The sequence below is a fragment of the Paracoccus sp. J39 genome, from assembly GCF_000518925.1.
Classification (GTDB): domain Bacteria; phylum Pseudomonadota; class Alphaproteobacteria; order Rhodobacterales; family Rhodobacteraceae; genus Paracoccus.
The window spans coordinates 1-13,107 of sequence record NZ_JAEN01000021.1 but is presented as its reverse complement, the minus strand read 5'-3'; the positions used below and the strand labels follow the sequence as shown (position 1 = coordinate 13,107).

Genomic DNA, 13,107 nt, shown 5'->3' with positions numbered 1-13,107 from the left:
CAGTTGTTGCCTTTTTAATGGACCGCCGCGTACATGATGCGTTTCTCCGTGGCCTCCCCGGCCCGCATCTCCTCGACGATCTGGCCCTGACGCGCGATCAGGATGCGATCCGACAGCGCCAGGATTTCGGGCAGGTAGGACGAGATCACGACGACCGCGATGCCCTCGTCCGCCAGCTTGTTGATGAACTGGTGGATCTCGACGATCGAGCCGACATCGACGCCGCGCGTCGGCTCGTCGAAGATCACCAGCTTGGGTTTCTGGATCAGGCCCTTGGCGATGACCACCTTCTGCTGGTTGCCGCCGGACAGTTCCAGCACCTTGGAATCCTTGTTGATGGCGCGGATGCTGAGTTCGCTCCACCAGCTTTGTGCCAGCTTGCGCGCCTGTCCCATCGAGACGACGCTGAGCGGGTTCGAGCTCATCGCCAGATCACCCATCTGGATGTTGCGGTCGATGGTCATGGTCTCGAAGAAGCCGTCCAGCTTGCGGTCCTCGGTGATGTAGACGATACCGTCGCGCACCGCCTGCCGGGGCACGCGGTAGCGCACCGGCCTGCCTTCGAAGCTGATCTCGCCGCCGTGGAAGAAGTCGCGCTTGAAGGCGCCCGAGACGACCTTCATCATCTCGGTCCGGCCCGCGCCGACCAGCCCGAACATGCCGGTGATCTGGCCGGAATAGATCGAGAAGGACGTGTTTCGCACGATCTTGCCCATGGACAGGTTGTCCACGCTGAGAACCCTTGTCCCGGCGGGCCGCACCGGCAGTTCGTGCCCCTTGCGCGCGCCGTAGAGATCGGCCGACAGGCTGCGCCCGACCATGGCCTGCACCACCTTGTCACGGTCGAATTCCGCGACCGGGCCGCCCGCCACCCGCTCGCCGTCGCGCAGGATGGTCAGGGTGTCGGAATATTGCAGCGATTCCTCCAGCGCGTGGCTGATGAACAAGATCGAGGTGCCGCGCGCCTTCAACCGCTGCAACAGGCTGAAGAAATGATGCTTCTCCTCGGGTGTCAGCGTGGCGGTGGGTTCGTCGAAGATGATGATGCGGGCGGCGTGATGCGCCGCGCGGGCGACCTCGACCATCTGGCGCTGTGCGGCGCCTAGCGAACTGACCAGCGCCGTCGGGTCCACGTCGAAATTCATCGAGGCCAGGAACTGCTGCGCGCGGATGTAGAGTCCGCGCAGGCGGTTCAGGAAATGCTCCTCGCCCAGATAGATGTTCTGCGCCACTGTCATCGACCCGACAAGGTTGGTTTCCTGGAACACCATGGCGATCCCCGCCTTCAGCGCCGCCGAGGGCGACGACAGGTCCACGGGCTTGCCATCCATCAGGATTTCGCCCGCGGTCAGTTGATGCACGCCCGCCAGCGCCTTCATCAGCGTGGACTTGCCCGCGCCGTTCTCGCCCAGCACGGAATGAACCTCGCCTTGCTTCAGCACCAGGTCGATGTTCCTGATGGCGGGGACGCCGCGGAATTCCTTGGTCGCGCCGCGGATTTCAAGGATCGTGGTCATGCTGCCTCCTCAAGGATCAGCGCCTCGCCGGTGCCATGCGACCCGGCGATCACGCGGCCCTCCCAGACCGCCAGCGAGGTGATGCCGTGCCGGCGTCCATCCGCGCGGCTGTGCCAGCTTTCGACGGGCAGGAAATTCCGGTCCAGCCGCACCACTAGCCCGTAGGATCGCGTCGGCGCCCATGGCTTCAACTCGCCCATCTGCCGCACCGCGCCGCCTTGCAGCGGCTCCAGAAAGCTGACCGCGGCTTGCAGCGAGGGCGCGATCCAGTGGTCGGGATGGATCTCCCGCACCATGTCCTCGCGATAGTCGCGTTCGCGCAGCACGAATTCGACCAGCTGGTTGCGCGGGGCAAAGATCGCCAGCAGATACCCCTCGCCATGGGGGATCAGGCGGCCGGGATAGCCGGGCAGGCGGTCGATCAGCGGCTTGTCGCCCGGCCGCACCAGCCGGTGCCGCCATGCTTCGGAGACGACGAAGCCGTCGCCTGCCTTGACCACGCCGCAGGGCCAGGCCAGCCCGTCCGCCAGCTTCTCCTCGGCGCCCGAGCGCAGGTCCACCGCCCAGACCGAACCGCTGCGGCCGTGGCTCATCAGGTCGTGCTTCCATTGCGCGGGCAGGCGGTCGCTTGCCCCCAGTGCCACGATCAGCCGGTCCGGCCCGTCGAACAGCAGCGCGGTCGGGCAGGCGGCGGGCTGGCCGCCCAGCCGCTCGATCCGCCGGGCGTCGTGCGGCCCGCCGCGCAAGGTGACGCCCTTGCCCTCGACGCCCACGGCCAGCGCCTGGCCATGCGCGGCAAGGGCCGAGACGGATGCGTCGAACCGCGCGAGTTCCTCACCCTCATGCCGCATCAGCATGGGTCCCGCGCTGTAGAACAGTCCGTCGCCGGCGGTCAGGTTGTCCAGCCCCTCAGCCCGCAGCAGGACCGGCGCGGTCTCGATGCGCTGGTTCGGTTGCAGCGGCCCGTCCATCACCGGGACCGAGGTGCTGTGCTGGCCGCGCCCCAGCCAGGCGTCCATGCGGTCGCGCAGGAAAGCGATCATGGCTTTGCCCCCCAATAGCTCTCGGGACCGGACCAGTTCGGGTCGGCGCCGGGGATTTTCCACTTGCCGATGCGGTTGTTCGACAGCCCGCCGATATAAAGATAGCCCTTGTGTTCCTTGACCGAGGTGACCATCGGGTGGTTCTCGCCGCCCGCGTCCCAGATGGATTCAAGGATCTCGCCCGTCTCGGTGAAGCGGATGATGCAGCCGGTGTTGATATTGGCGTAAAGCCAGTTCGCCGGGGACACCTGCCGGGTCATGCGGCGGCGAAAGCCGGGCTTCTTCATCGCCAGGTCCAGCGCCGGCCCGCGCATGCCCACCAGCGAGACCCAGTAGTTCCCGTCCGAGGCGCGGTTGATGTTGTCGGGGTTGCCGGGCAGGTTCGATAGCACCGGCTCGACCGTGCCCTTCTTCGGGCCGTCGAACCAGAAGCGGCTGATGCGGCAGGCCCAGGTTTCCGCGAACAGCAGCGACTCGCCGTCCGGCAGGCAGGTGATGCCGTTCGGGAAGATGCGGTTGCGCAGCACGGTGCGGGTGGTTTTCGTTTTCGGATCGTAGCAGATCAGCCGCCCGTTGCCCCGGCACTCGATGGCGTCCAGCGGCCAGTCATGCGCGCCATAGCGCACCGTCGCCTCGGAGAAGAATATCCGCCCGTCCGGCGCGATGTCCAGGTCGTCGGCCAGCCGCAGCTGGCTGTCGTCGATGATGGAAAACGGACTGCGGTTGGTCTCGTCCGTCAGCTTGACCACCTCGCGCTGGGGCGTGACCATGTAGAGGCCCATGCCGCCGACGCAGACCACCAGGTTGTCGTCGCAGTCGAAGTTCATGCCTAGCGGCAGGCCACCGATATGGGCGAAGATCTCCATCTTCTTGTGGTCGGGGGCGAGGAAGCGGACGATGTCGCCCTGGCGGCTGCCGGAATAGACATTGCCCTCGCGGTCGATCAGCACGTCCTCGGGACCCTCGATCTGGCCCAGACCGATCACCTCGACATCATGCAGCCGGTCGTTCACCGCGAAGATCGAACCCGAGCCGGGATCGGTCGTGGGCAGCGGGTCCTGCGCATAATAGCCGGGTGAGACATAGGTGCTGTTCAGCAGCTTCTGCCGGTTCTTCAGCCAGCGCACGTCCAGATACACCGCCAGCAGCAGGATGACGCCCAGCACCATCGAGGCGATGGGGCCGGACACACCCATCTGCAACAGCCCGTTCTGGACCAGCAGCACGATGACCGCGCCCATCAGCGCCTTGGCGACCGAGCCGCGCCCGCCCCCCAGGGTGACGCCGCCAAGCACGGTCGCGGTCAGGATCGCGATCTCCAGCCCCATGCCGGTGTCCGAGCCGATGCTGCCCAGCCGCGCGCCGTAAAGCGTGGCGGCCAGCGCCGTCAGCAGGCCGCCGAACACATAGGTCAGGAACACCACGCGGCGGACGGGGATGCCCGCGTTATAGGCCGAGCGCCGCGCGCCGCCCACCGCCGCGATATGCCAGCCGGCGCGCGACCGCGACAGCATGACATGGATCACCGCCGCGACCACCGCCGCGATCACTACCGCCCATGGCAGGCCCAGGAAAGAGCCCGTGCCGATCACCTGCCACAGCGCCGAATCCGACATGCCCATGATGATCCGGGTGCCGAATTGCGGGAAGATCAGCTCATAGACGGAACGGAAGATGATCAGCGTGACCAGCGTGGTCAGGAAGGCCCTGAGCCGCATATAGCCGATCAGGAAGCCGTTGATCGCCCCGCAGAACCCGCCCACCGCCAGCGTGACCAGCAGCGCCACGCCCAGCGGCAGCTGCCAGACGTTCAGGCAGGTCAGGATCGTCAGCACGCAGAGCGCGAAGATCGAGCCCACTGACAGGTCGATCCCGCCCGAGATCATCACCACCGTCAGCGCGATGGCCAGCAGGCCGAACTCGGCCATCTGTCCGGTCAGGTCGAATAGCCCGAAGGCCGAGAACATGCCAGGCGTCAGCGCCATGAAGATCGCAAGCGCGGCGGCTCTGATGATGTAACCGCCCCCCGACGGCATCGATGTGCCATGGTGGGATCATCACAATCCATTAGGGAGGCGGTCATGTCGGAGATTACTACAATCGGCCTGGATCTGGCAAAGAATGTGTTCCAGCTTCATGGTGCCGATCAATCTGGAAAGGCTGTTCTGCGCAAGAAGCTGCGGCGCGATCAGGTTCTGGCCTTTTTCTCAACGCTCCCATCTTGTGTTGTCGCCATGGAAGCTTGCGGTGGCGCGCACTTCTGGGGGCGTGAGATAGGCAAGCTGGGCCATGACGTGCGGCTGATCCCGCCGGCCTATGTGAAGCCCTTCGTGAAGCGGCAAAAAAATGATGCCGCCGATGCCGAAGCGATTTGCGAAGCGGCCCAAAGGCCGACGATGCGCTTCGTGCCGGTGAAGAGCGAAAAGACCCAGGGCTCAGCCATGGTCTTTCGGGTCCGCGAAGTGCTGATCCGTCAGCGCACCCAGCTCATCAACGCGTTTCGTGGTCACCTAACGGAATTCGGTCAGGTCGTGCCGCAGGGCCCATCCAACGTCCAGAAGCTGATCAGGATCGTCGAGGATCAGACTTGCGGGCTGCCTTCCGAGGCAATGGCGACCCTGCAGGTTCTGATCCTCTCACTTCGCCATCTGGAGGCAGAGATCACAAAGCTTGATGCAGAGACCGCGCGCCGTGCCAAAGAAGATGATCTGGCCAGGCGGCTGATGACGATCCCTGGCATCGGGCCACTGATCGCCACGGCCTTTGCAACACTGGCGCCAGCAGCCGAGACCTTCCACAAAGGCCGGGATTTTGCCGCATGGTTAGGCCTCGTGCCCCGACAACACTCGACAGGTGGTAAGCAGCGGCTGGGGGCTACAACGAAGATGGGTGAGAGATCGCTGCGACGCTTGCTGATCATCGGCGCCAACAGCGTAATCATCAAACGGAATGTGCATGCTGGCGCAAAGCACGGAACATGGCTGAGCGACATGGTCGGCCGTAAGCCAACTATGCTGGTGCGGGTCGCACTGGCAAACAAGATGGCGCGGATCGTATGGGCCCTGATGGCCCGCGGTGGTGTTTACAAGGCTCCGGCACCGACGATGTAAGTCGTCAAAAGCCGCGAGACGTCGGAGCGGAAGAGGGCAAGGAGACCTTTGGCGAAACGGTCGTGAGACAGGATCAGGAAAACCAGTTGTGCAACACGTGCCATCGAGCACGCGGCTTTGATTTGGACCTGATCTGCGAACACCATAGTGGCCCGCGGCATGAGATGGCCGCATCAAAGGCCGGATACATGTCAGCACCCGACAACGCGCCAAAAAGATCCCAAATACCCTCTTGCGCAAGGGGCGGTTATACATGTTGCACAAATCGGCTGATGGCCGGGGTTCCCCTTTCCCCGGACAGACTTATCCCACGGGCTCTGTGACAGGGATGCCGAGCGCGGTGTAGCCGTTCAGAACGGCGATACGGACCTGAAGCTCCGCGACCTGTCGGTCGAAGTCCCGCGCCATGAGGCGCTGCCCCAGCAGTTTCACACAGTGCATCTTCGTTTCGACGCGGCTTCGGCGGTGGTATCCGCTCCATCGTCGCCAGAGAGCACGACCGAGGTATTTCGATGCCCGCAGCGCTTCGTTTCGTGCGACCGCGCCGGCGGTGACGGTCTTCCACGGCTTGGCATTCTTGCGAGGCGGAATGACAGCGCGGGCGCCGCGGTCAGCGATTGCATCGTGGCATTTGCGGGTGTCGTAGGCACCGTCGGCAGTGACGCTGCTGATCTGCTCGTACGCTGGGATCTGGTTGAGCAGGTCGGGTAAGACCGGTGCATCGCCGATATGGCTCCCTGTGACCTCGACTGCGCGAACCTCCAGTGTTTCCTCGTCGATCCCGAGATGGATCTTGCGCCAGACGCGCCGTTTGGGTCCACCATGCTTGCGGGCGTGCCACTCGCCTTCGCCCTCGACTTTGATACCCGTGCTGTCGATCAGCAGGTGCAGCGGCCCCTTGGAGCCGCGATACGGGATGTTCACGGCCAGGGTCTTCTGGCGGCGGGACAGGGTGCTGAAGTCGGGCACCGCCCAGTCGAGGCCGACCAGCCGCAGTAGGCTTTCGACGAAGCCTGTCGTCTGCCGAAGCGCCATGCCGAACAGCACCTTCATCGAAAGGCATGTCTGGATGGCGGCATCGCTGTAGGTCTGCTGGCGGCCACGCCTACCTGTCGGCGCGGCATCCCAGCTCATCTCGGGATCGAACCAGATCGTCAGCGAGCCGCGGCGCTTGAGCGCTTCATTGTAGGCTGGCCAGTTCCTGGTCCTGTAGGTCGGGGGTGTAGGTCTGCTCATACATCACAGCTACCACCCTGGATTCACGATCTGAATCCCACACGGGATTTGTGCAACATGTATAACCGCCCCTTGCGCAAGAGGGTTTTGGAGCAATTTGGCGCGGTGTCGGGTGCTGACATGTATCCGGCCTCGTGATGCGGCCATAGTCATGCCGCGGGCCCGCATGGTGTTCGCGGGTCGGAACCAAATCAAAGCCGCGTGCTCGATGGCACTCTGTTGCGCTCTGGTTTTCCGACCTTGTCTTGCGACCGTTGCGCCAAGTTGCTCTCAGCCCTCCTCCGCTCCGACGACCTCGCGACCGCTGACGGACTTTACGCCGCCATGGCCGGAGCCCGGTAGACCTCTCCGCTCTTCATCAACGCCCAGACGATCCGCGCCATCTTGTTGGCCAAGGCCACGCGCACCAGCATCGGCGGCTTGCGCTCCAGCATCCTTGCCAGCCAGGTGCCGGCGCGCGCTGACGCATGACTATGGCGCTTGATGATGACACTGTTGGCGCCGATGATCAGCAACCGGCGTAGGGAACGCTCACCCATCTTCGTCGTGGCTCCCAGCCGTTGCTTTCCGCCCGTCGAATGCTGCCTGGGCGTGAGCCCAAGCCATGCCGCGAAGTCTCGGCCCTTCCGGAACGCTTCCAGCGGCGGAGCCAGTGTGGCGATGGCCGTGGCGATCAACGGGCCGATGCCCGGGATCGTCATTAGGCGCCGGGCGACTTCATCGGTCTTGGCGCGCCGGTCGATCTCGGCATCCAAGGTCTCGATCTGACCGTCGAGCTGGACAAGCGTTTCAGTCAGGACCGTCAGGGATGCCCGCGCCGTGGCGGGCAGGCCCGATTCTTCATCCGCGACGAGGGCAACCAGGCGCCGGGCATTCGTCGCACCCTGTGGCACCACCCAGCCATACTCGGTGAGATGTCCGCGGAGCGCGTTGATGGCCTGGGTACGCTGCCGGATGAGCAACTCCCGGACGCGGAAGACGCTGGCCGCTCCTTGCGTTTCCTCGCTCTTCACGGGAACAAAGCGCATGTTCGGTCTTTGCGCCGCCTCGCAGATCGCCTCGGCATCCGCCGCATCATTTTTTTGCCGCTTGATGAAGGGCTTCACATAGGCGGGCGGGATGAGCTTGATGTCGTGGCCGAGCTTGGCCAGCTCCCGACCCCAGAAATGCGCGCCACCGCAGGCCTCCATCGCCACCAGGCAGGGCGGCAACTTGGCGAAGAACTCAAACACCTGAGCCCGTCTGAGCTTCTTGCGTAAGACAGCACTGCCTTTGCTGTCAGCACCGTGGACCTGGAACACATTCTTCGCCAGATCCAGTCCGACCGTGATAATCTCCGACATGACCGCCTCCCAATACGGATTGTTGCGATCCCACCTTGGCACGTCGATGCCGTCGGGGGGCGGTTACAGCATCAGAGCCAGCACCACCAGGTCGGGCTTTTCGGAAATCGCGGCGGTCAGCGCGCGAGAACCTGCCTCGGTGCTCCAGTTCGCGTCGCGCACATCGACCGTATATCCGTATTCCCTGGCCTGCCTCTGCATGATCTCGTTCCAGCCGATGGTCAGGTCCACGCTCATGTTCATCGGGATATAGACGACGCGCTTGCCTTGCAGTTTTTTTAGAACGGCGTTGCGGGTGGGGTTGTCCACGCCGCTTTCCTGCGCGGCAAGGGGCAGGGCGGACAGGGCCAGCGCAACGGCGCCCGCCAGGATGGTCTTGGCTTTCATGGTTTCCTCCCGGAAGTGACGGCGATCAGATGTCGCCTTGTTGTGCTGTTTGTTCGTCGCGCGGATTGATCAGGGTCTCGGCGATCAGCGCGGCCAGCAGAACCAGGCTCTTGACCAGGTTCTGCGTGGTGTAGGACAGGTTCATGATGGTCATCCCGCTGAACAGCGTGCCGACCAGAAGGGTGCCGACGATGACGTTGCGCACATTGCCGCGCCCGCCCGACAGGCCGATGCCGCCCAGCACCACCACCAGCAGCACGTCATAGACCAGCGTTGAATTGTAGACCCGCGTGTTCAGCCCGGAATTCGAGGCGACGATGACCAGCCCGACCAGAAAGGCGATCAGGCTGCTGATGACATATTGCGCCACGATGACCGGTCGCACCGGCATCCCGGTCTGGCGCGCGGCGGCAGGGTTGTCGCCCATGGCGTAGATCATCTGGCCGAAGCGGGTGAAGCGCAGCAACAGATGCACCGCCAGCGCCAGCGCAGCAAAGGCATAGATTACCAGCGGCACCCCGAGGAACGCACCATAGCCGAGCGCGGACAGCCATTCCACGTTGGCCGGCGCGTTGTGCACGTCGTTGCGGAAGAACACCGCGTTGCCGAAGCCGAAGATCACCGAGGCCATGGCCAGCGAGGTGAAGACCGCCGGGATCTCGGCGAAGGCCACGATCATGCCGATCGCGGCCCCGGCAAGGATGGCGAAGCCCGCCCCCAGCAGTAGCGAGGTGCCGAAGCCGTGGCCTCCCGCCGTCAGCGTCAGCGCCCAGCCCATGCCCACGACCAGCGTCGCCACCATGGCCAGGTCGAGGCCGCGCCCGATGACCACGATGCTCATTCCCAATGCCAGCATGCCCAGAACAGAGACCCCGCGCAGCAGGTTCACCAGATTCGCACCACTGAGAAAGCCGGGCAATGTGACCGAAAAGATCGCCAGCAGCGCGACCGTCAGCGCGATGACGATGCCTTCCTGTGTGATCGTGAATGATGTGCGCGCGGTTTTTGCTGCAGTTTCCGTCGTCATGAGGACCTCCCTGTTCCCGGATCGACGCCTGTTGGCGGCATTGGGGGGAAACTCGATGCGTTGAGAATTGGCCGCTTTCGATTGCTGCCAACGGAATGACCTATGGCTCGCCGCGCCGATGGCGATCGGCGAAAGGATTTTCCTATGGGGAGCGATGGGGCGGCCTTTGGATGCGGTGCGGGACTCCACCGCCGCCCCGCGCCGCCGTTAAGCTGCGCGCGAGCAGAGCGGAGGGCTGACGATGAAAACCTGGCTGATCACCGGCGCCGACAAGGGCCTTGGGTATGAGACCGCCAAGACGGCGCTGGAGCGGGGCGACAACGTGATCGTCACCGTTCTGAACAAGGACGGCCGCAGCGCGCTGGTCGAACGGTTCCCGGACCACGCCCGCGCCTATCACCTGAACGCCGCCGACCATGCCCGCTTCCCCGAGGTGGTGGCGCAGGCCGAGGCCGATTTCGGCGGCATCGACGTGCTGGTGAACAATGCGGGCTACGGCCTGACCTCGGTGGCCGAGGAAACCCCGCCCGAGAAATACCGCCCGCTGTTCGAGGTCAATTTCTTCGGCACGACCGAGATGATCCGCGCCGTCCTGCCCGGCATGCGCAAGCGCAGCAGCGGTCACATCCTGAACTTTTCCTCGACTGCGGGCTTCGGCGCGGCGCCCGGCTTTTCCTTCTACAGCGCCGCGAAATTCGCCGTCGAAGGCTATTCCGAGTCGCTTGCGCGCGAGGTCGGTCCGCTTGGCATCAAGGTGACCATCGTCGAGCCCGGCCCCTTCCGCAGCGATTTCGCGGGCGGTTCGCTCGACAGCAAGCTGTCGGATATCCCCGATTACAAGGATCTGGGGGACTGGATCAGCAGCTACAGCAGTTCGCGCCATGGAACGCAGCCGAACGACCCGGCCAGGATCGGCCCGGCGCTGTGCCGCATCGTCGATGCCGAGGACCCGCCGCTGCGCCTGCCTCTGGGCGTCGATGCGCTGGCCCATCTGCGGGCGGAATGCGCGCAGGTGCTGGAGGAGATCGCGAAATGGGAAGACGTGTCCCGCTCGACCACGGTGTCGGTATGAGCGCGGCTTGGCCCACGGGCGCCGAGGCCTGCCCGCCCGTGGAAGCGGCTCTGGTCCGCCTGGTCCATGGCCTGCGCTACGAAGATCTGTCCCCCGAGACGCTTGCCGGGGTCAGCACCTTGATGCGCGATCAGATCGCGCTGGAGATCGGCTGCTCGCAATTGCCCTGGTCGGGGCAGGTCCTGGACTATGCCCGCGCGCTTGGCCGGCCGGGGCGTGCGGTGATCACCGGGACGTCCGAGACCATGGCGCCCATCGACGCGGCCTTCGTCAACGCCACTTTCGGCCATGCTTTCGAATATGATGACGCGCATCGCGAAAGCGCCAGCCATCCGGGCTCTTGCGTGGTCGCTGCCGCGCTGGCTCTGGGAACGGAACGCGGGTTGCCGATGCGCGATGTGATCACCGCCATCGTCGCGGGCTACGAGGCCTATACCCGCATCGGCAATCTCGCCGCGCCCGACCTGCTGACCCGCGGTTTCCAGCCGCATGCAGTGCTGTCGGTGTTCGGTGCGGCGGCGGTGGTCGCCAAGTTGCAGGGCTTCGATCAGGAGACCACGCTCAACGCGCTGTCCATCGCCATGAGTCACGCCTCGGGCGCGGCGGAGTTCACCTCGACCGGCGGCTCGGTCAAGCGGGTCCATGCCGGCATCGGCACGACGAACGGGATGCGCGCCGCCTATATGGCGGCGGCGGGCATCACCGGGCCGCGCGCCTTCCTGACCGGCAACAAGGGCTTTTACCGCACCTATCTGCAGCGCGGTTCCGGCGCGGGCGCCGAGGCGGTCTTTGCCCCCGATGCGCCGTTCCAGATCGAGAGGGTCTGGCTGAAGCCCTACTGCTGCTGCGGTTGCAACCACGCCTATATTGACGCCATGCGCCCCTATGCCGGTCAGCATGCGCAGATCGCCCGCATCGATGCCCGGATCCAGCCAAGCGCCGACGTCGTGGTCGGCACCGTTAACGTGAACGCCTGGAATCCGCAGAATATCGTGCATGTGCAATACAGCGCGCCGGTCCAGATGGCGCTGACGCTGCACGGGTTGGGCAACGGCTATGCTGCGCATTTCGATTATCTGCGGGGCGATCTGAACCTCGCCTCGGTGGTCGATACCGCGCGCCGCATCCATCTGGAGGTGGTTCCGGAAATGGACCGGCAATACCCCGGCAAATTCGTGGCCGATCTGAACATCACCTTTGCCGACGGGACTGCGCAGCATGTCTTCGTCGAGGATCCCATCGGCACTGCCCATAATCCGATGCCTCGCTCCGATCAGGACCAGAAATTCGCTGAACTGACCAATCGTGTCATCGGCGAGGTGCAGGCCGCCGACCTGATGGCGGCTCTGGATCGGCTGGATCCCGACCTGCCGGCGGCGGAGCTAGCCGCTTTGACCCAGCCGGGTCACTCCGGTGGGATCTGAGGCAGATTGGCGCGGAATCTGATGCTTACCGTCGCAAGAGACTGATTATAACAGCAACGCGTGAGCAAATATCTGCCTGTTACCAAGCGCTCGACGCTGCCGATCCCTTCGGCCGTAAACCGGCCAGCCGGGAATATAGGCTGCATCAGTATCGCGTGTTCGGAGCAATCATTGGCATGGTTTGAGCTGCTCCCCGATCCTTGGACAGTTTTCGGGGATATTTAAGCTACTGCCTGCGCCTGCTGATCGATTTCGATACTGTTGAAGTAAACCACGGCGGGTGGTCGTCCGCCATGGGCGGTGTGGGGCCTCTGGTGGTTGTAGAAGGTGATCCATCGGCCAATGGCAGCCTTGGCCTGTGACCCCGTTTGCCAGGCATGCAGGTAGACGCATTCATACTTCAGGGACCGCCACAGGCGTTCAATGAAGACGTTGTCGATGCAGCGCCCCTTGCCGTCCATCGAGATCCGAGTGCCAGCGCGCTTCAGCCTGTCCGTCCAGGCAAAAGACGTGAACTGTGAACCTTGGTCCGTATTCATGATCCCCGGCGCGCCGAAGCGGTGGATGGCCTCGTTCAGCGCTTCGACGCAAAAGTCCGCCTCCAGCGTGTTCGATATCCGCCACGCCAGCACCTTTCGGGTGAACCAGTCCATGATGGCGACGAGATACAGGAAGCCGCGCCGCATCGGCAGGTAGGTAATGTCGGCGCACCAGACCTGACCGNGGCGATCGACCCGTAGCCCGCCCAGCAGATAGGGATAGGTCTTGTGCCCTTTCCTCGGCTTGCTGGTGTTGGGCTTCTGGTAGATCGGCATCAGGCGCATGAGCCGCATCAGCCGTCGGATGCGCTTCTGGTTCACGCCGTGCCCCTCGTTCTGCAGATGCCAGGTCATCTGCCGGACCCCGTAGAAGGGGGTGTCGAGGAACTGCTTGTCGATGAGCTGCATC

The 13,107-nt window shown here is 64.2% G+C and carries 11 protein-coding genes; 3 read left to right on the top strand and 8 right to left on the bottom strand.

The window, feature by feature from the left end:
• Positions 1 to 14 precede the first annotated feature (14 nt).
• Genes L632_RS0117025 through L632_RS22985 form a run of 3 tightly spaced genes read right to left on the bottom strand, consistent with a single transcriptional unit; the run spans position 15 to position 4,545 of the window.
• A complete protein-coding gene (locus L632_RS0117025; RefSeq protein WP_028717201.1) occupies positions 15 to 1,517 on the bottom strand; it encodes a sugar ABC transporter ATP-binding protein in 1,503 nt (500 codons plus the stop codon).
• On the bottom strand, positions 1,514 to 2,560 hold the full coding sequence (locus tag L632_RS0117020) for a hypothetical protein (protein WP_028717200.1): 1,047 nt from the start codon (positions 2,558 to 2,560) through the stop codon (positions 1,514 to 1,516). Before L632_RS0117020 ends, L632_RS0117025 begins: the two co-directional genes overlap by 4 nt.
• A complete protein-coding gene (locus tag L632_RS22985; RefSeq protein WP_198021842.1) occupies positions 2,557 to 4,545 on the bottom strand; it encodes an SMP-30/gluconolactonase/LRE family protein in 1,989 nt (662 codons plus the stop codon). The genes L632_RS0117020 and L632_RS22985 overlap by 4 nt, the downstream gene beginning before the upstream one ends.
• Positions 4,546 to 4,641: 96 nt before the next feature.
• Here L632_RS22985 and L632_RS0117010 point away from each other — a divergent pair, with 96 nt between their 5' ends.
• A complete protein-coding gene (locus tag L632_RS0117010; protein ID WP_028717199.1) occupies positions 4,642 to 5,670 on the top strand; it encodes an IS110 family transposase in 1,029 nt (342 codons plus the stop codon).
• Positions 5,671 to 5,973: 303 nt separating this feature from the next.
• Here L632_RS0117010 and L632_RS0117000 read toward each other — a convergent pair whose 3' ends face one another.
• The 4 genes from L632_RS0117000 to L632_RS0116985 form a co-directional block, all read right to left on the bottom strand.
• The gene (locus tag L632_RS0117000; RefSeq protein ID WP_028710025.1) at positions 5,974 to 6,906 is read right to left on the bottom strand and encodes an IS5-like element ISPko1 family transposase; all 933 of its coding nucleotides are present in this window, start codon (positions 6,904 to 6,906) and stop codon (positions 5,974 to 5,976) included.
• Between the two features lie 314 nt (positions 6,907 to 7,220).
• Positions 7,221 to 8,249, bottom strand: a complete 1,029-nt coding sequence (locus L632_RS0116995) for an IS110 family transposase (protein ID WP_028710856.1) — start codon at positions 8,247 to 8,249, stop codon at positions 7,221 to 7,223.
• A gap of 63 nt (positions 8,250 to 8,312) precedes the next feature.
• The gene (locus L632_RS0116990; protein WP_028717197.1) at positions 8,313 to 8,636 is read right to left on the bottom strand and encodes a hypothetical protein; all 324 of its coding nucleotides are present in this window, start codon (positions 8,634 to 8,636) and stop codon (positions 8,313 to 8,315) included.
• Between the two features lie 25 nt (positions 8,637 to 8,661).
• Positions 8,662 to 9,663: an ABC transporter permease gene (locus tag L632_RS0116985; RefSeq protein ID WP_028717196.1), complete on the bottom strand. Its 1,002-nt coding sequence runs from the start codon at positions 9,661 to 9,663 to the stop codon at positions 8,662 to 8,664.
• A gap of 241 nt (positions 9,664 to 9,904) precedes the next feature.
• On the opposite strand from L632_RS0116985, the gene L632_RS0116980 reads away from it, so the two are divergent.
• Positions 9,905 to 10,735 (top strand): oxidoreductase, encoded by an 831-nt coding sequence (locus tag L632_RS0116980; RefSeq protein ID WP_028717195.1) that lies wholly within the window; start codon positions 9,905 to 9,907, stop codon positions 10,733 to 10,735.
• Positions 10,696 to 12,159, top strand: coding sequence for an MmgE/PrpD family protein (locus L632_RS0116975; protein ID WP_198021841.1), 1,464 nt, complete (start codon positions 10,696 to 10,698; stop codon positions 12,157 to 12,159). The genes L632_RS0116980 and L632_RS0116975 overlap by 40 nt, the downstream gene beginning before the upstream one ends.
• Positions 12,160 to 12,380: 221 nt before the next feature.
• Here L632_RS0116975 and L632_RS22980 read toward each other — a convergent pair.
• A partial coding sequence (locus tag L632_RS22980) for an IS3 family transposase (RefSeq protein ID WP_036698686.1) occupies positions 12,381 to 13,107 on the bottom strand: 727 nt, incomplete at its 5' end.

Coding starts and splice junctions, on each gene's coding strand:
- L632_RS0117025 (WP_028717201.1), bottom strand. CDS start 1,517: ATGACCACGATCCTTGAAATCCGCGGCGCGACCAAGGAATTCCGCGGC.
- L632_RS0117020 (WP_028717200.1), bottom strand. CDS start 2,560: ATGATCGCTTTCCTGCGCGACCGCATGGACGCCTGGCTGGGGCGCGGC.
- L632_RS22985 (WP_198021842.1), bottom strand. CDS start 4,545: ATGGCGCTGACGCCTGGCATGTTCTCGGCCTTCGGGCTATTCGACCTG.
- L632_RS0117010 (WP_028717199.1), top strand. CDS start 4,642: ATGTCGGAGATTACTACAATCGGCCTGGATCTGGCAAAGAATGTGTTC.
- L632_RS0117000 (WP_028710025.1), bottom strand. CDS start 6,906: ATGAGCAGACCTACACCCCCGACCTACAGGACCAGGAACTGGCCAGCC.
- L632_RS0116995 (WP_028710856.1), bottom strand. CDS start 8,249: ATGTCGGAGATTATCACGGTCGGACTGGATCTGGCGAAGAATGTGTTC.
- L632_RS0116990 (WP_028717197.1), bottom strand. CDS start 8,636: ATGAAAGCCAAGACCATCCTGGCGGGCGCCGTTGCGCTGGCCCTGTCC.
- L632_RS0116985 (WP_028717196.1), bottom strand. CDS start 9,663: ATGACGACGGAAACTGCAGCAAAAACCGCGCGCACATCATTCACGATC.
- L632_RS0116980 (WP_028717195.1), top strand. CDS start 9,905: ATGAAAACCTGGCTGATCACCGGCGCCGACAAGGGCCTTGGGTATGAG.
- L632_RS0116975 (WP_198021841.1), top strand. CDS start 10,696: ATGGGAAGACGTGTCCCGCTCGACCACGGTGTCGGTATGAGCGCGGCT.